Origin of the sequence: Archangium sp., assembly GCF_045802675.1 — a bacterium.
In the GTDB taxonomy this organism is placed as follows: Bacteria; Myxococcota; Myxococcia; order Myxococcales; family Myxococcaceae; genus Archangium.
Genome location: NZ_JBJMQO010000077.1, coordinates 180827 through 201843, shown reverse-complemented (window position 1 = coordinate 201843; position 21017 = coordinate 180827). Strand labels below are relative to the sequence as shown.

The following is a 21017-nucleotide window of genomic DNA, read 5'->3' as shown; positions in this document are numbered from 1 at the left end:
TCCGTCTGGTCTGGGCTAGAGTCGCCTCGCATGGAGATGCCCGAGTTCATCGAGGCGCGCAGGCCGCGCTGGCAGCAGCTGGAGTCCCTGCTCGACAAGGCCGAGGGGAGTGGCTTGCGCGCCCTCGAGCTGGAAGAGGCGCGCTCGTTGGGCAAGCTGTACCGGGCCGTCTCGAGTGACTTGTTGTGGGTGCGCGCGCGCAGCGGCTCGGCCGACGTGAGCGAGTACCTCAATGACCTGGTGGGCCGGGCCTATGCCATCACCTATCCGGGCCAGCGGGTGCGCTTCGCGGACGCGTGGGGCTTCGTCGCCCGGGGCTTCCCCGAGCTGCTGCGCCAGGAGTGGCGCATGTACGCGGCCTCGGTGCTCCTGTTCCTGGCGGGCGCGGGCTTCGGCTACCTGGGCATGCTGGCGGACCCGGACGCGGCCCCCTACCTCGTCCCCGAGCAGCACCTGAAGCAGGATCCGGTGAAGCGTGCCGCCGACGAGGCCGCGGGCGAGGGGATGTCGGTGGACGAGCAGGCCCAGTTCTCCACCTTCCTCTTCACCCACAACACCGAGGTGGCGTTCCTCGCCTTCGCGCTCGGCATCACCGTGGGCGTGGGTACGGCCCTGATGCTCTTCATCAACGGGCTGATGCTGGGCGCGCTCGCGCAGGTGTACGCGGCCAAGGGCATGGCCGGCTGGTTCTGGGCGTGGATCCTCCCGCACGGCATTCCGGAGATAACCGCCATCTGCATCGCGGGCGCGGCGGGCTTCGTCATCGCCCGGGGACAGGTGGCGCCGCGAGGCCTGCCCCGCGGGATGGCGCTGCGCCAGGAGGCGGTGCGCGCGGTGAAGCTCCTCTTCGGCACGTTCGTGCTCTTCGTGCTCGCGGGCCTCATCGAGGGCACCATCTCCCAGATTCACCCGCCCAAGCTGTCGGTGGCCTTCAAGGTGTCCTTCGCCCTGACCGTGGGCCTGGGCGTCTACGCGTACCTGGGCTCGGACTGGATGCGCGGGGCACGGAAGGACACGGCCTGACCCGCTCTTGGCCGGGCTCATCCTCGCGCGCTTCCTGCGTCAGGTGCCCGAGAACGCCCGGACGCTGGAGCTGGCCCGTGAGCGCTGGGGCGAGAGCGCGGCGTAGCGCCTACAGCACTCCGCGCGCCTTGATATCCAGGTAGCGGTTCACCGCGGCGAGGCTCAGCTCATCCGGCTGCACGTCGAGCATCTGCACGCCGCCCGCGCTCACCTTGGCCTTGAGGGCCTCGCGATCCGTGAGCAGCTCGCTGGCCACGGCCTGCTGGAAGGCCTGCTCGACGGCCGCGGGAGGCGTGCGCAGCAGGTGGATGAGGGCCGTGTCCCGCACGGACAGGCACAGGGGCACGTGCCGCCGCGCCAGCCGGTGCAGCGGCGCCACCATCGCGGAGGCCTGCTCCTCGTCGAGGAAGTCCGTGAACACGCACAGCAGGCTGCGCCGGGTGAGGCGCACGTTCAGCTCCTTGAACAGCGCCAGGTAGTCCACGTACGTGAGGCTCGGCGTGGTGGAGTAGAGCGTGTCCAATATCTTCCGGTACTGCAGGCGCCCCGCCGCCGGAGGCAGGTAGGCCTTCACCCCGTCCGCGAACACGGCCAGCCCCACCCGGTCCCCGTTGCGCACCGCCACGAAGGCCAGGAAGAGCGCCGCGTTGACGGCATGGTCCAGCTTGGTGAGCCCGTCCACCTGCGCCGCCATGGAGCGGCCCGCGTCCACGCAGATGAGGATGGATTGCGAGCGCTCGGACTCCATCACCCGCGTCACCGGCCGGGTGCGCCGCGCCGTGGCCTTCCAGTCCACCTCGCGCACCGAGTCGCCCTGCGCATAGTCCCTCAACCGGGCGAACTCGCTGCCCCGGCCGTCCCGGCGCAGCTGCCGCAGGCCCAGGTTCACCAGGTCCAACGCCGCGCCGGAGAGCAGCAGGCGGCTCGCGCCCCGGAGATCCGGGAACACCGACACGCTCCTGGCCGCGGGGAAGCGCCGCTCGTGGAAGACGAGCCCCAGCGGCCCGCGCACCCGCACGTTCACGTCGCCGAACTGGAACTTGCCGCGCCTGGCCGGAGACACCCGGTACACCCAGCGCGTCTGGCTGTCCGCGGGCAGGTGCAGCGGAGCCTGCTCGGGCGTGGTGGTGAAGGACTCGGGCACGTCGTCGCGCACGAGCACGTCCACCGGCTGGCCGCCCCGGTGCACCAGCAGCAGCTCCACCTTGTTGGGCGCACCCACGGACAGGCGGGCCGGCAGCTTACGGCTCACCTCCAGGCGCACCTGGCGGGCCTGCACGTAGTCCAGCGCCGCGAGCAACAGCGCGAGCACGTCCAGCACCAGCACCACGCCGCCGAGGCCCGGGAGGAAGCCCGCCGCCATCATCGGCACGGCCAGCAGACACAGCAGCACCCAGAGGCGCCCGGTGGGAATCACCGGGGAACCTCGATGGACTGCACCACCTCGCGCAGCACGTCCGAGGGCGTGGCCCCATCCAGCTCCGCGTCCGGCGACAGCAGCAGGCGGTGGCGGAGCACCGGCCCCGCGAGGAAGCGCACGTCATCCGGCGTGACGAAGCCCCGGCCGCGCAGCGCCGCCAGCGCCTTCGAGGCCAGCAGCAGGTGCACACCCGCGCGAGGCCCCGCGCCCAGGCGGATGCGGCTGGAGGAGCGCGTGGCCGACACCAGCTTGCGCACGTACGCGAGCACCGGAGGCTCCACCGTCACCTCGTTGATCGCCGCGCGTGCCGCCAGCAGCCCCTCCTTCGTCACCGCCGCGCCCACGCCCGCGCGCGCCAGGTCTCCCGCGTCGAAGCCCCGGTGCACCGACTCGAGAATGGCGTCCTCCTCCTCGGGGGCCGGGTAGCCCACGTCGATCTTCAGGAGGAAGCGGTCCAGCTGCGCCTCGGGCAGCGGGTAGGTGCCCTCGGACTCCACCGGGTTCTGCGTGGCGAACACCGTGAAGAGCGGGGAGAGCTGCAGGTTGCGGCCCTCGAGCGACACGCCGCGCTCCTGCATGGCCTCCAGCAGCGCGGACTGCGTCTTGGCGGGGGCGCGGTTGATTTCATCCGCCAGCAGCAGGTCCGTGAAGATGGGGCCGCGCACCAGCACGAAGGACTGGCTCTTCAGGTCGAAGATGCTGGTGCCGAGGATGTCCGCGGGCATCAGGTCCGGCGTGAATTGAATGCGCTTGAAGTCGGCGCTGACGGCGCGCGAGAGCGCCTTGGCCATGAGCGTCTTGGCCACGCCGGGCACGCCCTCGAGCAGCACGTGGCCGCCGGAGACGAGGCCCACGAGCATCAGCTCGAGCGGCTCATCCTGGCCGACGACGGCCTTGCGCACCTCGGCGAGCACGCCCTGGCGGATGGCATGGGCGGCGGCCACGGCGTTGCTGGCGGGCTGGGAGGTGGGGGCGTAGGGGGTCGGGGTCATGGCTCCTCGGGTTTCGAAACCGCGGGCACGCTCGAGGGCGGCCCGGAAGGATGGAGGCGCTGGCGCAGCGCCGCGGCGCGGGTGGCCAGTTGCAGCAGCTCGCTCTCGCGGGACACGGCCTCGGCGTTGCGGGCGATGGCGCGCAGGCCGTGGGCCAGGTCCTGCCGGCCGCGGGCTTCCAGGCCCTCGGCGACGCGCTGCTCGGGGGCGTGGGGCGGCAGACCCGCGTGCAGGGCCAGCTCCTGGGTGAGGCCGCGGGTGATGAGGTTGGCGGCGAAGGCGCGGTGGCGGCCCTCCCGGTACAGGCGGCTCATGGCGAAGAGGGCGTCCGTGGAGCCCACGCGCATGGACTCGGGCGGCGGGCGGGGCCGGCCGAAGCGCTTGAGCGCCACCGCCCACAGGCACAGGCCCAGCAGCAGCTGCGCCACCGCGAAGTGCAGGCCGTAGCGGCGCGCGAAGTCCACCACCGAGCGCTCGTTGGTGAAGCCGTGGTGGTGCTCGTCGAACTCGATGGGGCCGGAGCCCAGGGCGCGCAGGCTGCTCAGCCAGAACTGCGCGTTGTCCGCGCGCGCGAGCGCCTGGTTCATCGCCAGCTCCGGCGCGCCCACCACCAGCACCTTGCCCGCGCCGTACGGCACCACCGCCGCCACGGGCCGCTTCATCAACGCGTCCTCGAGCACCGGCACCGCGCCCTCCCCGGTCAGCTCGAGGTAGGCCTGCACCTTGGCCTCCACGCGCTCCACGCCCTGCGTGTACGGGTTGGAGAGCGCCGGGGTGAGCGTGCGCATGGGCAGTGAGGTGTCGGCCTTGAAGAGCTTCACCCCGAGCTTGTCCAGCAGCGGGTTCTCCTTCGAGCCCCACGGGACGTAGATGAGGTTGCGGCCGCCGCGGATGCTCTCGAGCAGCTTCTCCGTCTCGGTCTCGTTCAGCTCGGGGACGTGCAGCCGGTTGAAGCCGTGGCGGGGCACGTCCTCGTCCTCCAGCTTCGAGTCCTTGTCGGCGGCGAGCGCCGTCTGGTCCGGGTCGTCCTCGCGCGCGTCCTCCACCTCCACGGCGAGCAGCACCAGGGGGCTGGTGCCCTGGAGGATTTGCATGTCCGAGGTGCGGCGGGAGACGGGCAGGCCACTCTCCTCGGCGAGGAGGTAGAGGCCGCGGGCCCCATCCGGCTGGGCGCGCCAGGTGGAGAGCGTGTCGGCGAAGCCACCCCGGGCCGCGCCGCGCACCAGCCACGTGCCCAGCAGGGCGGTGACGAGGAGTCCGCCCACCACGAGCAGCGGGAAACGGTCACGCACTGGCGGCCTCCGCGGTGGAGGGAGTGGAGAGGATGGGGGAGCACAGCGCGCGGAAGTCGCGGTAGCCGTCGGCGCCCACCGGCAGGTTGCCGTACCAGGCGAAGTCGAAGCGCAGCGTCAGCTCGCGGAAGGAGGGCAGCCACTCGCGGCGGCTGCGGAACTGGCGCAGGTAGTCCCAGTTGCTCAGCGTGGTGTCGTAGTGGATGACGCCGTCGCGGTGCAGGCGCGAGAGCAGGGCCAGGTACAGGCCGCGCACCGCCTCGCGGTACTCGCCCCGGGCGGCCAGCTCGTCGGCCAGGTGCGCCCAGCCCTCGGGCGGGCGCGAGAGGGCATTCATCGGATCCGCCGCCAGCGTCGTCGCGTCCTGCGTGCTCACCTCGAGCCGCGGGCCCTCGCCGTCCTTGAGTTTCTCGCCGAGCGCGCGCAGCAGCAGCAGGGCGAGCACCACCAGCACTCCGGCGATGAGCGCCACCACCAGCACGTGGGCCGCGCCCAGGCCGCTGGTGACGGGAGCCGTCGAGCGCACGGGCGCGTCCGCGTCGCGCTTGAAGAGCTTCTCGAGCGCCTCCGCCACCCACGTGAGGAAGCGCTGCCAGGCGCCCGGGGGCTCCTCGACCTTCGGTGTCTCCTGGGAGGGGTCCTCGGGGGCCTCGGGCCCGGGCACCTGGAACTCGGGCCGCGAGAGGATGTCGCGGGCCTGGGCCTGGGCCGCGCGGGCGTCCGTCCTCGCCGCACGGGACGCGGGCGCCTCGGACGGCTGCGCGCGGGCCGGCGTGCCGAGCAGGCAGGTGCCCAGGACGGCGAGCAGCACGAGCGCGGCGTTCCGGGCGCCTCCGCTCGCGGCCGTGGGACGGGAGGGGAGCTGCTGCACCGCCGCGAGCAGATCCAGTCCCTCCTGGCGCACCCGTCCGTCCACCAGCAGCAGCGTGGACGTGGCGGCGCGCAGGGGCTCGAAGAGGGTGAAGGTGACGGCCACCAGGAAGACGAGCCAGGCGGTGTTGTCCAGGGAGGCGAAGCGCTCGGCGAAGGTGAGATCGATTCCGAGCAGCTTGCGGCCCACGTAGAGCAGCGTGTTGGCGCCGATGTGGAGGTTGAAGAAGACGAGCAGCTGCACCAGCATCAGCAGGCGCACGCCGGTGGCGCTCGACCGGGCGGGGCCGAGCATCCGCGCGCACGTGCCGTACAGGCCCAGGGGGTTTCCCTTGCCCTGTAGGGTGACGGCGTAGCCCACCAGGTGCGCCGTCAGCAAGAAGAAGCCCAGGCCCAGCGTCACACTCATCGTCAGCAGGTTGAAGACGAAGAGGTAGGCCACGGCGCTCAGGAGGCTCGGGGCGCGGGCGAGCGCGGCGCGCATCGAGGCCCAGGCGGTGGGCTCTCCCGTCCCCTGGCCGAGCAGCAATTCCTGCACGTGGTGGCAGGCGGCGCCCTGGAAGAGGCCGCGGGCGAGCCAGGCCAGGGTGAACCCGAGCGCGGGCAGGGTGAGCGAGTGCCGGCGGCTCACCGCGTCCGTCAGGTGCAGCAGGGCGGCGGTGACGAGCGCTCCACCGGGCAGGGTGAGGGCCCAGACGCCGGAGGCACGCACGCACACGCGCAGGGCCGCATCGAGGATCGCCACCGCCCCCCGGGGGCGCAGTTCGAGCGCGGAGACGGCCATGTCAGAGCCCCGCGGACATCAGGTGGGCGAGCAGCAGGACGCCGCCGTACACGAAGGAGGCGCCCACGAGGGCCAGCAGCACGTTTCCCACGCTCCATTCCCGGCGCTCGGACGGCCCTTCGAGCGCCTTCAGCCGCTTCTCCAGGCAGCTGGCGCAGCGATTGATGCCCTCGAATTGCGTGGTGCACTCGCGGCAGATGACGCGGCGGCACTCCACGCAGATGCCCAACCCGGTGCGCTCTGGATGGTAGTGGCAGCGGCCCGACCCCTGGATCATTCGGGCAGCCTACGAAATCCCGGGCCGGCGGTGCCAGCGGGTCCCCGCCTACTTCACCGGGAAGTAGCCCGTCTGGGTGACGATCTGTTGTCCCTCGGAGGAAAGGGCGTAGTCGATGAAGGCCTTCTCGACGCCGGTGGCCGGGCGGGGCAGGTAGAAGTAGAGGGCGCGCGACAGGGGATAGGCGCCGCTCCGGACGTTCTCCGCCGTGGGGGCGATGGGCTCGCCCTGGGGCTCCTTGCGCACCTTCAGCTCCTTGACGCCCCGGGCGAAGGCGCCGCCGCCGTAGCCGATGCCGTTCTTCTCCAGGGAGACGGCGTGCACCACGGCCGCGGTGCCGGGCAGGGTGAGGGCGCGCTCGGTGAAGTCCTCGCCGCCGAGCACCTCGTCCTTCACGAAGGAGTAGGTGCCCGAGGAGTTCTCCCGCGAGTAGACGATGATGGGGGCGTCGCGGCCGCCCACGTCCTTCCAGTTCTCGAGGTCGCCCAGGTAGATGGCCTTGAGCTGCGCGAGGGAGAGCGAGTCCACCGGGTTGTCCGCGCGGACGTAGAAGGTGACGCCATCGCGGGCCACGATGAGCTCCACGGGGCCCTGGGGATCGCGCTGGTGCACCTGCCGCGCCTCGGCGTCCTTCATGGTGCGGCTGGACATGGCCAGGTCCGTGGTGCCGTTGATGAGCGCGGCGATGCCCGTGCCCGAGCCGCCACCCGTCACCTGGAGCTTCGCCTCGGGGTGGGCCTTCATGAACAGCTCGGCCCAGCGCTGGACGAGGATGACCATCGTGTCCGAGCCCTTCACCGTCACGGTGTCCCGGGGGCTCATCTCGGGAGCGGCCCGGGTGCCCGCGTCCTCGGCGTTGGAGCCGGCAGGGCGTCTGCACCCGGAGGCCAGGGCGATGAGCACGAGGGCGAGGAGCGGGGAGAGCGGCGTTCTCATGGGGACCGGGGGCGGCACCGCGGGGGAGCGGGGGGCGGGCGAGAATACACGTTGCCCGGCCGCCCTGTGGGCACGAGAGCGGGCGCTCGCCGGGTTCCGTTCGCTTGAAGCCCTCCGGGGCGGGCTCCATGTTCCCTGGGACAGGGAGTGAGGTGCACGACGATGCGGAGCACGCGGCGCGTCGAGGTGGGGCTCGTGATGGCGGGGCTGCTGCTGGGGGCGGCGAGCGCGAGGGCCCAGGAGACGGGCCAGGGGGCGCTGGCCTGCTATCAGCGGGCGGAGCGCGAGGTGTCGCTCTCGTCGGATCAGGCGCTGCGGCTGTGCCGGGGGGCGGTCTCCGCGGCCCCCGCCGAGTGCTACATCGCCAGCCGGGCGCCCGCGACGTTCCTGAGCACCGAGGACGCCATCGAGCTGTGCCGCTGCACGATCTCCACCGAGCCGGTGGGCTGTTACGCGCACGCGGATCGGGAGACGTTCCTCGACACCCTCCAGATCCTCCAGCTCTGTAGTCCGAGCCTCACCTATGACCTGTCGCCGGACTGCCGGCCCTACGTCCTGCCGACGCCCTATGGGATGTCCCCATGAGGTGAGCGTCCTGCAAAGGACGTCCTCGGAGGCGGAGTCGCGGTTTTTCGTGCTGGGGCGAGGCGAGAGGTCCGGTAGAACCGCCGCTCCCGAGTGGACGGAGGAGAGAACGGAATGGACTTCATCGGACAGCTCTCGCAGCAGCTTGGAGTGGATTCCCAGCAGGCGCAGGGACTCGCGGGCTCGTTGCTGAAGCTGGTGCAGGGCACCGTGAAGGAGAAGATGGGGCCCCAGGCGGCGGACCAGATGGGCCAGGCCATCCCCGAGATGCAGGGCTGGCAGCAGCAGGCGGAGGCGCGGACCGAGCAGACGCAGCAGCCCGAGGCCGGTGGCGGGCTGATGGGCGCGCTGGGCGGGTTGGGCGGTCTGCTCGGCGGGCAGGGCCAGGGCCAGTCCAGTGGTGGCGGGCTGATGGGAGCGCTCGGCGGGGCCATGGGCCAGGCGGGCGAGGTGGCGGGCGTGGTGGCGCTGCTGCAGCGCTTCAACCTCGACGCGGGCAAGGCCGCGCTGGTGGCTCCGTTGCTGCTCAACTTCCTCAAGTCCCGGCTCGATCCCAAGCTGGTGAGCGGCATCGTCGCGGTGATGCCGATGCTCGCCAACCTGGGCAGTGGTGGCGGCGGCAACACGCCGGGCGGTGGAGGCTCGCAGGGGGGTGGTGGCGGCCTGGGCGGGCTCCTGGGTGGCCTCATCGGCTGAGCCGCGCGGCGAAGCGCCCTCCCGCTGAATCTCTCGCGGAAGGGCGCCTCGTCACCGCTCAGTGCTTCACGGCGTCCGCGTCACCTAGAACAGCGTGTACACGCGGACCACGCTCTCGCCGCCCTTGGAACCCACCGCGCCGTAGGCCTGGCCGAGGAAGGTCCCGCTCACGGTGTAGTTGCCGTCGGCGACGCTGGCGCCGCTGTTGTTCTTGAACGACCAGGACTCGTTGAACTGCAGGGACGCACCGGGGTCGAGCACGAGCTGCGAGGCCGCCGGGTCGAAGCTCTTGCCCGTGGACCAGGTCCACACCACCTGCCCGCTCGAGTTCTTCGCGCTGAACTCGTACTGCTGCCCGTTCTGGAAGTTGATCGCCACCGGGTAGGTGGCCACGTTGGTGATGGTCAGGTGCAGGGGGGCCGGCGAGGACAGCTTCGAGTAGGAGGTCTTGTCGGTGGAGAACGTGGCCACGAGCGGATCCGAGGTCTGCAGCACGACGTCCTGCGAGGCCGCCTTGGTGCCGCTGCGGCCCAGGTAGCTGCCCAGGTAGGTGCCCGTGAGGGTGTAGGTGCCGTCGAACAGCGAAGTCCCCGCGTTGTCGACGAAGGTCCAGGCCTCCGTGACGGTCCAGGTCTGGCCCGCGGCCAGCGTCTGGGTGGAGCCGCTGGGGCTGAAGGTCTTGCCAAAAGACCAATTCCAGACAGTGGCACCGCTGGCGTCGCGCGCCGTGAACTCATACTTCTGTCCATTGCTGAACGAGACGGTCACGGGCAGCGCGGAGGTGTTCTTCACCTGCAGTGTGATGAGCGCCTGCTCGTTCCGGTCATAGGTGGCCTTGTCGCTGAAGACGCTGACCGTCAGGGGTTCCGCGGCGGCCGCCGGCGAGGCCATGCCGAGCGCCATGAGCAGGGCGAGGGTCCACACCGGCATCCACGATGCAATCCGAGTCATTCCAATCCGCATGGGGTATGGGGCTCCAAACAGGAGGGGGGTTGTTACCCGGTATTGAGAGCGCATGTTTTGAGTGGATCGCGTCCCGCGAAAAACCTCGTTGCCTCGTGCGAGCGGATGGGAAATGAGAGGGCCGGGTACGCCATGAGCCACACCGTCGGAGAACTCCCCGCGCACGCGCGGTCCATCATCGCGGAGGAAGAGGAGCTCCTCGGCCGCGTGCTCGCCTCGGTGGAGGCCGCGCGGCAGCGCAGCGGCGGCCGCAAGCAGGAGTCGCAGGGACTGGTGGCCCAGCTCCAGGTGCTGCGCGACGAGGCGGCCACCGCGCCCGTAGCGGATCTCCCTCACCTGCTGCACCAGATGAACCAGGCGCGCGCACTGCTCGAGCGTCAACAGACGGCGCAGTTGCCGGAGACCGGCGCCCCGTATTTCGCGCACCTGCGTGTGGACGGACCCGCCGGCATCCGGGACTACCTGCTGGGCCGCACCAGCTACGCCGATGCCTCCGCGGACGTGCGCATCATCGACTGGCGCTTCGCCCCGGTGGCCCGCGTCTTCTACCGGTATGGAGAAGGGGACTCGTACGAGGAGTGGTTCGGCGAGCGGCTGTCCGAGGGCACCGTCGAGGTGCGGCGGCTGGTGGTCATCGAGCGCGGACGGCTGACGCGCATCCAGGCGGGCACGCTCGTGCTGGTGCGCTCTCCCGAGGGCGCGTGGCGGATGCTGGGCGCCGGGCCCGCCTCGCAACTGGAGGGCGGTGGCACGGGGACGGCGGTGCGCCCGGGCCAGCTCGGAGTGGGGGAGGGCGTCTCCCAGCGCGAGGGCTCGCTCGACGTGACGGCCCTGCTCGATGCCGAGCAGTTCGAGGCCGTGAGCGTGGCGGCGGACCAGCCGCTGCTCGTGCTGGGGAGCGCGGGCAGTGGCAAGACGACGGTGGCGCTGCACCGGCTGGCGAAGATCGCCTTCGACGACCACGCGAACTACCCCGAGGCGCGGATGAAGGTCATCGTCCCCGAGGAGGGCCTGGCGCGGCTGTCCCGGCGCCTGCTCGCGCCGCTGGGCCTGGGGAAGGTGTCCGTCGAGACGCTCGAGGGCTGGGCGGCCACGGCCGCTCGCGTCTCCTTCGGCGCCAAGGCCCTCAAGGTGTGGGAGGACACGCCGCCGCTCGTCGCGAAGCTCAAGCGTCACCCGGCGCTGCGCCGTGCGCTCGCGGCCCGGATGGGCGTGCTCCAGTCCTCGGCCACCACGCTGCCGCGCCTGCGCAAGCGGCTCGCCGAGGTCTTCACGGACCGGCGCTTCCTGGAGGGCGTCATCTCCTACTCGGGGGGCGACCTGCCGCTCACGGCCGTGGAGGAGACGGTGCGGCACACGATGCTGCAGATCGCCACGCCGCTCGCGCTCGAGCTCGAGGGGGTGGATCCGGATCGCCTCCAGACGCTCGACGGCAAGTCCCTGGAGAGCGACACGCCGGACGAGCTGGCCGGCACGTTGGATGTGGAGGATCTGCCGCTGCTGCTCTTCCTGCGGTTGCAGGGCGGGAGCCTGGGCGCGGTGGGGCGGCTGGTGCACGTGGTGCTGGACGAGGTGGAGGACTTCTCCCTCTTCGAGCTGTTCGTGGTGGGCAAGCTGCTGGGCGAGGCCCGGAGCTGCACGCTGGCGGGCGATGAGATGCAGCAGACGGCGACGAGCTTCGCGGGGTGGCCGGCGGTGCTCGCGGAGCTGGGCGTGCGGGACGCGGCCACGTGCCGGCTCCAGGTGTCCTATCGCTGCCCGAGGCCGGTGACGGAGCTGGCGCGCAAGGTGTTGGGCTCGCAGGTCACCACCGCGGCGCCCCAGGCGGGCCGGGAGGGAGCGCCCGTGGGGTTGCACCACTTCCCGGACGAGGCCCAGGCGTACCTCTTCATCGGCGAGGCCTTGCGCGACTTGCTGGAGCGCGAGCCCCATGCCTCCATCGCCGTCATCGCCAGCAGCCCGGACCAGGCGCGGGCCTTCCACCGCGTCGTCTCGGACATGTCCTGGGCGCGGCTCGTGCTGGGGGGGGACTTCTCCTTCGAGCCGGGCGTCGACGTGACGGACGTGGACAACGTGAAGGGGCTCGAGTTCGACTACGTCGTCATCCCGGATGCGACGGCCCGGGCCTACCCCGCCCAGGACGAGGCACGCCGCCGGTTGCACATCGCCATCACCCGCACCTCGCACCAGCTCTGGGTCGTCTCCGCGGGCGTCCGCTCGCCCCTGCTCGCCGGGGCGTGAGCGGGAGGAAATCGCTGTGACCGGGTCGTGACAGTTGTGTCATCATGTAGGTGATGATGGAGGTCCGTCCCCAGCTGCTGTCACGGCTCTCCAGGTGCAAGCCGGAGCACCTGGTGCCCGGGATGTTTCTGAGCTCGACGCTCGCGTCGGCGGACACCGTCGGCCCGGAGGTCGCCGAGCAGGCACGGCGGCAGCTCACCCCGGGCGAGCGGCTGGTGGAGAACTACCGCTACCCGGTGGCGTGGATGCTGGGGATGCTCGACGCCATCGGGCAGGCCGAGGAGGCGCGGGGGGGCTCCTACGGCGAGGCCCTCTACCGCACCGGGCGCGAGGCGGGACTCGGCTACATCCGCAGCTCCGTGGGCCGGATGCGCGCCATGGTGGCCACCGCGTCCGGGCTGCACCGCGCCCTGGAGGGCATCCCGAGCGCGGTCGCGCTGGCGGTGAACTTCGGCGAGGCGTCCTACCGCCGGCTGAGCCCCAGCGCGGGCGAGCTCGTCTTCAAGCAGGACCTGATTGGCATGTCCTGGAACGCCGGCATGGTGGTGGCCAGCACGACCGCGGCGCTGTCGCTGGATCCGGACGAGCTGAAATTCGAGGCCCTCGCGACGGACGAGGATGCCAGCAGTTTCGTCCTTCGCCTTCATTGGTAGCCCTCTCGCGTTTTCCCGTGAAGGGGGCTCGCCGTCTTTTCAAGACAGACGGGACTTCCGCCGCGCGGCGTCACGATTGCGGGCCCCGTATTCCCCGCCAGCCCCAGGCAGCATGGGAAATCCCGTGAGGGCTTCAATTCCTCTCATGGGTTTCCGGCCCGCGGGCGCAATGACTTGAAAACACTGGCGTGGGGAGTGCCACGCCTCGAGGCGGGCGTGAGGTATCCGGGTTTCCTCTCGACTGGGGCTCCGGCGGAGTTTGCCGTGAGAGTGCGGAGCCCGGGGGATCCGGCGCGACGGGGGTGAGGCTTTTCCGTGTGCCATGTAATTCCTTGCGGAAGTCAATGACTTTCAGCCGTAAGCTTGACGAGGAATGGCCGGACATGTTTCCTGTTACTTGCAAGGGATTGGGGACCTCGAAGGGGAAATCCATGCACGCAATCACGGAACGGCTGACTGCTTTTGCGCCGGGAGCCCCGGGGACGGTCTCGGTTCCGGGCCCGTATTCGGGGTACTCGCTCCATGGTCCGGGCGGAATCCAGGTGGTGCTGCCCGAGCAGGGCACGGTGCTGGGCCGCGCGACGCTGCTGAGCCCCACGGCGGTGTGGGCGCAGTCCGGGCGCCTGCCGGGCTCGCTGCCCCGGGAGCGGACGCTGCGCGTGTGTCTGGATTCGGGGGGCACCACGTTCGGCCCCTTCACGGGCGAGGCCCGGTGGAGCGACGCCGGGAGCCGGGGCGGGGCGCTGGGCATCCAGCTCGTCGACGTCACCACGGAGCAGGGCCGTCAAATCCTCTCCCTGCTGGAGGACGCGCTGCGCCGCGGCAGCGCCGAGCCCGAGGCCTCGCCCCTGCCGGTGCAGGAGGAGATCTCCAGCGCCGAGCGCATCGAGTCCATCCTCACGGCCATCTCCGCCATGAGCAACAAGGGCGTGCTGCGCAGGCCGGGGCGCACGGTGCGGGTGGCGCTGGAGCGTCTGGACGCGGAGCGGGGCCTGCTGCACTGGCGGTGCCTGGAGCCGGGGGCCGACTGGGGCGAGTCCCCCTACGAGCTCGAGGTGGTGGGCTACAACACGGCGTACCGGATGCGCGTGGTGGCACCCTCCGCGGAGGGGGACTCGCTGGTGACGCCGCTGCCCGAGCGGCTGTGGCGGGTGCGCCACCGCTGGCACCGCCGCATCGCCGCGCCCGCGGGGCTGCGGGCCCGGTTCGATCACCCGGTGTGGAAGGAGCTGGGGCGGCGCGAGCGCGAGGTGGCCGACCTCTCCTTCTCCGGGCTGGGCCTGCGGGTGGAGCCCGAGGATCTCGTCTTCCCGGGCCTCTTCCTGCCGCTCGAGGTGGAGACGGCCAGCGGCGAGTCCTTCTTCCTGAGCGGCGAGGTGCGCCACGTGTCGTTCGCCCGCGAGGACGGGCGGCGCCTGTGCGGCCTGGAGGTGCGGCCGCGCACGGAGCGGGACGCCGCGCTGTGGATGCGCTTCGTCTCCCAGTCGCTCTGCCCCTCCACGCGCACCAGCGAGACGCTGCTCGGGCCGTTGTGGGACCTGTACGCCGACTCGGGCTACTTCAACCTGGCGGGCAGGTCGGCCGAGCACTTCGAGGCGCTGCGCCGCGACTTCACCCAGCTCGGCCAGCGCGCGGCGGAGCTGCCCCAGCTCCTGTGCCAGACGGTGTGGCCGTCCGAGCGCGGCGTGGAGGCCTCGCTCTCCTCGCTCAAGGCCTACCGCCACTCCTGGATGCTGCACCAGTTGGGCCGCAGGCCCGGCAAGCCGGCCAACGCGCCCCAGGTGCCGGGACAGATTCTCCGCGACATCTACCAGCGCACGCTGGAGCACGCGCAGGGGGACCCGGAGCTGCGGTGGATGCTCACCTACTGCGAGTCGACCGTGCCCTTCGTGTACCGGACGCACGTGCGCTTCGCCCAGCGGACGCAGGACAGCGGCCAGTCGCTGCTGATGCCCGTGCGGATGATGGACGTGGAGTGCAACGAGCCGAGCGGCCTGTCCACGGGCGACCTGGACATCGGGCCCGCGTCCATTGGAGAGAAGTACCTGCTGGCGGGGGAGATCGCCCGCACCCGCCCGGCCTGCTACGTCGAGGCGCTCGACTTCACCCGCGAACGCCTGGAGCTGTGGGGCGTGTCCCGGGCCTGGCAGGCCTCGGGGCTGGAGCGCGAGCGGCGCATCCTCGTGGCGCGCCGGCAGGGCCTGCCCCTGGCCGCGCTGGTGCTCGAGCTGGGACACCCCGGGGCGAACCTCTTCCGCCTGCTGGACTCGGCGCGCCTCTTCCCGCTCTCTCCCCAGGGGCGTCACGCCTACGTGGCGCTGCTGGACGAGGCCCGCCGCTGGTTCGCCTCCCGGGGGCGCAGCGCCTTCGTCTACCTGTGCGAGGACGACGGCGCCTACGCGAAGGCGGCCCGTCTGCACGATGACCCCTCGGCGCAGCCCTGCCTGTGGATCATCTCCGCCGCCCAGGTCCCCGACTTCCTGGAGCACCTCAACGAGCAGTCCGTCGGACGCCCGCGGTCCAACCGCCACCCCGACTCCCACCCGCATCACGAGCACTGAAGGAGCCACGCCATGGACCTGCTGAAGAAGCTGTACGAGCCCCACACCCTGCTGGCCCGTAGCCGTCTCGAGTCCGATGCCGCGCTGCGCCGGCTGCTGGAGCCCTCCATCAAGCCCGCCGTGCTGGAGCGCTTCCTCATCGAGTGGATGTCGCGCGCGGCGTACATGACCGAGCCGGTGGACGGGTGGATCCGCCGCACGGGCCAGCGCTGCGTCGATCAGGGCCTGGACAAGCTCGGCCAGTCGCTCATCACCCACGCGAAGAGTGAGACGGGCCACCACCTGATGACGATGGACGACGCCCGCGCCCTGGTGGACTACTGGAACGCGCGCCACGAGCCCCGGCTGAAGCTGGAGGAGCTGCTCGCCCAGACGCCCTTCGAGTCCATGAAGGAGTACCGCCAGCTGCACGACGAGACCATCGAGGGCCCGCACCCGGTGGGGCAGGTCGCCATCGAGCGCGAGGTCGGCTACCTGGCGGTGGAGTACGTGCCGCGCGTGATGGAGCAGGTGGAGCGGGTGCTGGGCAAGGACGTGGCGGACAAGCTCACCTTCCTGGCCGAGCACACGGCGGTGGACGTGGGCCATACGATGCTCAACGAGAAGATGCTGGCGGAGGCCATCCAGCGCTCGCCCGAGCACGCGCTCATCTACGCGGAGACGGGCGCCCGGGCGCTGACCACCTATGTCCGCTTCATGGGCGACTGCCTGCACGTCGCCGAGGACTTCTTCACCCCGTTGCGCAAGGTGGCCTGAGCCGTCACACCCCCGCTGGCGCATACGTGAAAGGGGTTGGCGGCCAGGGTGAAGCCCCCCTCCTGGCTCTCCCGGTAAGACCTCTGATACAGGCAAGCCTGTCGGAAGGTTGAAGCTCAAGGGAGAGTCTCCGTATGTCGTCTTGGAATGAGTTCAGGCGTGCCATCCCCCTGTGGATGGCCATGCTGGTGGTGGTGTCCGTCTTCACTGGCTGTGAGCCGCAGTCCGGGGTGGCCGCGAACGGGAGCGCGGAGCTCCAGGTGTCGCTGGCCCAGGCGCTCTCGGCCGCGGACGTGAAGGGCGTCCGGGTCGAGGTCCGGGGTCCTGGCATCTCGTCCCCGCTCACGACGGAGCTCACCAAGGTGGGCAGCGTGTGGCAGGGCACCCTGGCCAACATCCCCGCGGGCACCGAGCGCGTCTTCGAGGCCTCCGCGTACGACGCGGCCGGGACGGTCCTCTACCGGGGCAGCTCGAGCCCCGTCTCCATCGCCGCGGATGGCACGGTGAGCGTCGTCCTGACGCTGCAGCAGGTGACGGCCCCGCCGCCCTACCAGAACGAGCCGCCGCTCATCGACTCCGTCGTGGTGTCCGCCAACACGGTGGTGCCGGCGGGGACGCTCACCCTGGCCGTCACCGCGCATGACCCCAACGGCGACGCGCTGAGCTTCGCCTGGACGGCGACCGCCGGTAGCTTCAGCTCGCCCGCCTCCCCGACGACCTCCTGGACGGCGCCTGGCACCGAGGGCGTGCAGCGCCTGCAGTTGGAGGTGACGGACTCGAAGGGCACGAGCGTCGCCGTCAACTTCGACGTCGGCGTGCAGCGCGATGGAGCCACGGGCAGCGCCAATGTGTCCATCGGCTTCAACACCTGGCCCGAGGTCCGCTCCATGAAGGCGGTGCCGGCGGTCCTGGCGGCCGGTAGGACGACGGCCCTGTCCGTCACGGCCGTGGACGCCGAGGGCGATGCCTTGTCCTACGTCTGGGGCACCGACTGCGTGGGCACCTTCACCAACGCGACGAGCGCGGCCCCTTCCTTCACCCTGGGCCCGGTGCCGTCCACCGGCCGCTGTGCCTTCCAGGTGGCCGTCTCCGACGGGCGGGGTGGGCAGCACACGGGCACCCTCATCCTCCAGGCGGGGACCACGCCGCGCGCCAACGTGGCGCCCAAGGTCGACAGCTTCTGGCAGAACGCCACCTCGGCCGCGGGCGGTCAGGTGGTGACGCTGGGCCTCACCGCGCATGACCCCGAGGGCAAGGCGGTGGTCTTCTCCTGGAGCGCGGCCTCCGGAACCCTGCGCACGCCCCGGTGGACCACCGGCTCGAGCGAGGTGGATTGGGTGGCGCCGGCGTGCTTCGACAACCCGGTGGCCGTGGTCGCCACCGTCACGGACGCGGACGGCGCGTCGGTGCAGTACTCGTTCTCCATCTCCCCGCTCGACAGCGCGAAGTGCGGCCCGCTGGCGGTGACCGGCGTGCGCAACATCCACAACGTCCAGGCGGATGGCTCGGTCTTCGTGACTCCGGCCGACCTGTCCACCACCGTCATCGGCGCGTGGGTGCCGAGCGTGGATGGTTCCAGCTACGTCTACCGCTCGGGCACCGGCCAGGCCAATGGCACCTTCGTCATCCCGAACGTGGACCGGACGCCCTATTTCCTCCAGCTCGGCACCGGCTACGTGTGGATGAACAGCCGCAGCCTCGATCTCAGCTACGCGAAGCTGGGCCGCTCGGACGTGGTGGAGGAGCCCGCGGGGACGCAGCTGGCCCTGCAGCTCGACGGCATCTCGCCCTGGCAGGCCACGGATGATGTGCAACTGCACTCGACGGGCGTGGGCATGGGCTACTTCACGGCGAGCTGCGGCTCTCCATTCCTGGACGTCGCGGAGGGCGCTCCGTCCTTCACGGGCACCATGGACTACGGCATCTCCATGAGGAACTGCGGCGCCGTGCCCGCGGTGCTCGACCCGGCCCGGGGCGACTTCGTCCAGGCCAACCAGCTCGTGGGCCGCACCGACATGGACGCGGGCATCCCCTCCGGTCTCGAGCTCCAGGAGCTGCGCCGCACCGCGCGGATCTCCAACGTGGCGAGGTCGGCCGACGGCGGGACGGATGCGGGGACGGTGATGATGGCGGGGATGATGCTGCCCCTGCCCACCACCCGGCAGGACTTCGACTTCCGCGCGTCGCAGTTCGAGGTGCTGGCCATGACCGCGCACCCCAGCGCGATTCAGGGCTCGGACTCCATGTACATGGACACCCTGCCGCGCTTCAACGAGTACGGCGCGTACGCCGGCTCTCCGGATCTCGCGCTGGCCACCAACCCGGAGCAGGGCCAGGGTGACTTCCACGTGTCGTTCGAGTTCGGCAACCCCTTCCCGAGCACGTGGAACCGCTTCGCCGTCGCCCAGGGGTACTCCTATGTGCCCTTCTCGGTGGGCCTGTCCGATGGCGGCACGAGCCGGAACGCGTATTACTCGGCGAGCGTCTCCAGCCAGGTGCAGGTGCTGGATGGGGTGACGCAGACGCTCGTGCCCCAGGTGAGCCCGGTGCGCGACGTGCGCATCAACGGCGTCTCCGCGACGACGGAGCTCTCGGGCGTGGGGACGACCCCGCTGGTGAGCTGGACAGTGCCCTCCCTGGGCACGCCGGCCTATTACGCGGTGCGCGTCTATGAGCTGCTGGCCTCGTCCTCGGGCGGCACGACCCGGTCGAGCCGCTGGTTCTTCACCACGACGCAGACGCAGTTCCGCCTGCCGGCGGGCTTCCTCGTCGCCGGGAAGAACTACATGTTCCAGCTCTACGCGTACTCCGAGCCGGGCTACAACCCGGACCGGCCCTACATGCACGGGCCGTCGGTCCACTACGCCCAGGCGTTCTCGAGCCGCTTCCAGCCGTGAGCCGTGACGCCCGCGGGAGTGCCAGGAGCGCTCCGGCGGGTGGGTCGTGAAGCAGGGCTCCGGGGCCGCGCGTCGTCAGGCGGCCTCGGAGCCCTCGCGCAGGAGGACGATCTTCCCCCGGATGCCTCCGCGCTCGAGCAGCTCCTGCCCCTCCCGTCCCGACAGCAAGGGCAGACGGCGCGCGATGAGCGGCTCCACCTTGCGCTGCGCCAGCAGCTCGAAGAGCTTGGGGAGATCCTCGCGGAAGGGGCGCGGGTCCTCCCGGTAGAGCTGGGTGATGCCGTAGAAGGCCGGGCGGCGGCCCCGCAGGCGCGTCCCCACGTAGAGGGACAGCATGCCCAGGAGGGTGCCCAGGTTGTCGCTGCTCCCATCCCGTCCCACCGCGCTCGTGAAGCCGTAGGACACCACCTGTCCGCCCTGGCGCACGGCGCGCGAGCACAGGGAGATGTTCGCTCCGCCAATCCCGTCGAAGGCCACGTCCACGCCCTCGGGGACGAGCGCCCGCAGCGACTGGTCGAAGGGGCGCTCCCGGTAGTCGAGGAACGTCGCCCCGAGCGAGCGCACGGCCTCGGCCTTGGGCGCCGAGTCCACGCCGTACACCTCGGCACCGGCCACCTTCAACAGTTGGAGCAGCGCCGTGCCCACGCCGCCTCCCGCGCCCGTCACCAGCGCGCGCGTGCCCGGCTGCACCCGCGCGACGCGGTGGATCATCTGGTACGCCGTCACGTAGTTGAGGATGAGCGCGGTGACCTCGGCGTCATCGAGCCCCTCGGGGACGGGGACGAACTCCTCCGCGCCCCGGGTGAGGTACTCCGCGCAGCCGCCGAACACGGTGAGCGCCGCGACGCGCTGGCCCGGCTTCAGCCCGGTGACGCCGGGGCCGAGCGCCTCCACGTCCCCGACGGCCTCGTAGCCCGGGGTGAAGGGGAACTTCGGCGCGTAGGGGTAGTAGCCCCGCCGCATGATGATGTCGGTGAAGCCGACCCCGGTGGCGCGCACGCGCACGCGCACCTGGCCGGGACCGGGGGGCTCCAGGGGCAACTCGCGCAACTCGAGCGCGTCGGGGCCGCCCTTCCTCGTCAGCAGGACCGCACGGTAGGTGGAAGTCATGCGAGAGAAGTAGCGCGGCGGGCCGTGGGAGTCGACACGCGAACCTGCGATACTGCGTTGCACGTATGCAGGCGACGAGCTGGGACGACCTCCGCTTCTTCCTCGCCGTGGCGAAACACGGCACGTTGGCCACCGCGGCGCGCGAGCTGGGCGTGAATGCCTCCACCGCCGGACGCCGCATCCAGGCGCTGGAGAAGTCGTTGCGCGTGCGGCTCTTCCTGCGCACGCGCGAGGGGCTGCGTCCCTCGGCGGCGGGGGAGCAGTTGCGGCAGCGCCTGTCGAGGCTGGAGCCAGAGCTGGCGCGGCTCACCGGGGGCGAGCTGATCCCGGCCGAGGCGGTGGCGGGCACGGTGCGCCTCGCCACGACGGAGGCCCTGGCCGCGTACCTCGTGGAGCGCGGGCTGTGCGCGTTGAAGGAGGAGCACCCGGGGCTGGTGCTGGAGCTGCTCGGGGGGAACCGTCCGGTGGACCTGGCGCGGGGCGAGGCGGACATGGCCCTCCGGGTGACGAAGCCCGAGGGCGCCAGCCTCAAGGTGCGGCAACTCCAGGCGCAGGGCTTCGCGGTGTACGGCGAGCCGGGCTACCTGCGCCAGCGGGGCCGGCCCCGGAGCGAGCGGGAGCTCGGAGGGCACGATGTGGTGGTGTTGGGCGGAGAGCTCGCCGCGCTGCCGGAGGCGCGGTGGACGGAGGCGCGGCAGGGGACACGCGTCGTGCTGAGGACCAACAGCCTGCCGGCGCTCATGGCGGCGGTGCGCAATGGGGTGGGGCTCGGGGTGCTGCCCGCCGGGTGGGCCCAGGTGGAGCAGAACCTGGAGCGCCTCTTCGACGTGCCCGAGCTTCCACGCCGGCCCATGTGGCTGGTCATCCAGCCCGAGGCGTGGGAGCGGGCCGCGGTGCGGGTGGTGGCCACGCGCCTCAAGGAATTGCTCGACCCGGGGTAGGCTGGGGGCCCTCGACGAGA

17 protein-coding genes are annotated in these 21017 nt (G+C 71.4%); 9 read left to right on the top strand and 8 right to left on the bottom strand.

Annotated elements, in window-relative coordinates; all coding sequences use genetic code 11:
• Positions 1-30: 30 nt before the first annotated feature.
• Positions 31-1023, top strand: a complete 993-nt coding sequence (locus tag ACJ8AN_RS22105; RefSeq protein ID WP_407757403.1) for a stage II sporulation protein M — start codon at positions 31-33, stop codon at positions 1021-1023.
• Positions 1024-1132: 109 nt separating this feature from the next.
• On the opposite strand, the gene ACJ8AN_RS22100 is transcribed toward ACJ8AN_RS22105, so the two are convergent.
• From ACJ8AN_RS22100 to ACJ8AN_RS22075, 6 genes are read right to left on the bottom strand one after another with little or no spacing between them, the layout of a single operon-like run.
• Complete coding sequence (locus tag ACJ8AN_RS22100; RefSeq protein WP_407757402.1) at positions 1133-2440, bottom strand: DUF58 domain-containing protein; 1308 nt, start codon at positions 2438-2440, stop codon at positions 1133-1135.
• Complete coding sequence (locus ACJ8AN_RS22095) at positions 2437-3435, bottom strand: AAA family ATPase (protein ID WP_407757401.1); 999 nt, start codon at positions 3433-3435, stop codon at positions 2437-2439. Before ACJ8AN_RS22095 ends, ACJ8AN_RS22100 begins: the two co-directional genes overlap by 4 nt.
• Positions 3432-4727 (bottom strand): DUF4350 domain-containing protein, encoded by a 1296-nt coding sequence (locus ACJ8AN_RS22090; protein ID WP_407757400.1) that lies wholly within the window; start codon positions 4725-4727, stop codon positions 3432-3434. The genes ACJ8AN_RS22095 and ACJ8AN_RS22090 overlap by 4 nt, the downstream gene beginning before the upstream one ends.
• On the bottom strand, positions 4720-6381 hold the full coding sequence (locus ACJ8AN_RS22085) for a DUF4129 domain-containing protein (RefSeq protein ID WP_407757399.1): 1662 nt from the start codon (positions 6379-6381) through the stop codon (positions 4720-4722). The genes ACJ8AN_RS22090 and ACJ8AN_RS22085 overlap by 8 nt, the downstream gene beginning before the upstream one ends.
• A 1-nt stretch (position 6382) precedes the next feature.
• The gene (locus tag ACJ8AN_RS22080) at positions 6383-6658 is read right to left on the bottom strand and encodes a hypothetical protein (RefSeq protein WP_407757398.1); all 276 of its coding nucleotides are present in this window, start codon (positions 6656-6658) and stop codon (positions 6383-6385) included.
• 48 nt (positions 6659-6706) lie between these two features.
• Positions 6707-7594 carry a phosphate ABC transporter substrate-binding protein gene (locus tag ACJ8AN_RS22075; protein ID WP_407757397.1) on the bottom strand — a complete coding sequence of 296 codons (888 nt, stop codon included), beginning with the start codon at positions 7592-7594 and terminating at the stop codon, positions 6707-6709.
• 162 nt (positions 7595-7756) lie between these two features.
• Here ACJ8AN_RS22075 and ACJ8AN_RS22070 point away from each other — a divergent pair, with 162 nt between their 5' ends.
• Together ACJ8AN_RS22070 and ACJ8AN_RS22065 are read left to right on the top strand one after the other, a co-directional pair.
• On the top strand, positions 7757-8179 hold the full coding sequence (locus tag ACJ8AN_RS22070) for a hypothetical protein (RefSeq protein ID WP_407757396.1): 423 nt from the start codon (positions 7757-7759) through the stop codon (positions 8177-8179).
• Positions 8180-8293: 114 nt separating this feature from the next.
• The gene (locus tag ACJ8AN_RS22065; protein ID WP_407757395.1) at positions 8294-8875 is read left to right on the top strand and encodes a hypothetical protein; all 582 of its coding nucleotides are present in this window, start codon (positions 8294-8296) and stop codon (positions 8873-8875) included.
• Between the two features lie 84 nt (positions 8876-8959).
• Here ACJ8AN_RS22065 and ACJ8AN_RS22060 read toward each other — a convergent pair whose 3' ends face one another.
• The gene (locus ACJ8AN_RS22060; RefSeq protein ID WP_407757394.1) at positions 8960-9805 is read right to left on the bottom strand and encodes a BsuPI-related putative proteinase inhibitor; all 846 of its coding nucleotides are present in this window, start codon (positions 9803-9805) and stop codon (positions 8960-8962) included.
• A gap of 165 nt (positions 9806-9970) precedes the next feature.
• Between ACJ8AN_RS22060 and ACJ8AN_RS22055 the strand changes: the two genes are divergently transcribed.
• The 5 genes from ACJ8AN_RS22055 (at position 9971) to ACJ8AN_RS22035 (ending at position 18946) form a co-directional block, all read left to right on the top strand.
• Entirely contained in the window at positions 9971-12079 is a 2109-nt protein-coding gene (locus ACJ8AN_RS22055; protein ID WP_407757393.1) for an ATP-binding domain-containing protein, read from the top strand.
• A 56-nt stretch (positions 12080-12135) separates the two neighbouring features.
• Complete coding sequence (locus ACJ8AN_RS22050) at positions 12136-12732, top strand: DUF2378 family protein (protein WP_407757392.1); 597 nt, start codon at positions 12136-12138, stop codon at positions 12730-12732.
• A 431-nt stretch (positions 12733-13163) separates the two neighbouring features.
• Entirely contained in the window at positions 13164-15293 is a 2130-nt protein-coding gene (locus ACJ8AN_RS22045; RefSeq protein WP_407757391.1) for a hypothetical protein, read from the top strand.
• Positions 15294-15305: 12 nt separating this feature from the next.
• On the top strand, positions 15306-16049 hold the full coding sequence (locus ACJ8AN_RS22040) for a hypothetical protein (protein WP_407757390.1): 744 nt from the start codon (positions 15306-15308) through the stop codon (positions 16047-16049).
• Positions 16050-16183: 134 nt separating this feature from the next.
• A complete protein-coding gene (locus tag ACJ8AN_RS22035) occupies positions 16184-18946 on the top strand; it encodes a hypothetical protein (protein WP_407757389.1) in 2763 nt (920 codons plus the stop codon).
• Positions 18947-19021: 75 nt separating this feature from the next.
• Here the strand turns inward: ACJ8AN_RS22035 and ACJ8AN_RS22030 are convergent, their stop codons facing one another.
• Positions 19022-20056 (bottom strand): alcohol dehydrogenase catalytic domain-containing protein, encoded by a 1035-nt coding sequence (locus ACJ8AN_RS22030; protein ID WP_407757388.1) that lies wholly within the window; start codon positions 20054-20056, stop codon positions 19022-19024.
• A 65-nt stretch (positions 20057-20121) separates the two neighbouring features.
• Between ACJ8AN_RS22030 and ACJ8AN_RS22025 the strand changes: the two genes are divergently transcribed.
• Positions 20122-20997, top strand: coding sequence for a LysR family transcriptional regulator (locus tag ACJ8AN_RS22025; RefSeq protein ID WP_407757387.1), 876 nt, complete (start codon positions 20122-20124; stop codon positions 20995-20997).
• The last annotated feature ends 20 nt before the right edge of the window (positions 20998-21017 follow it).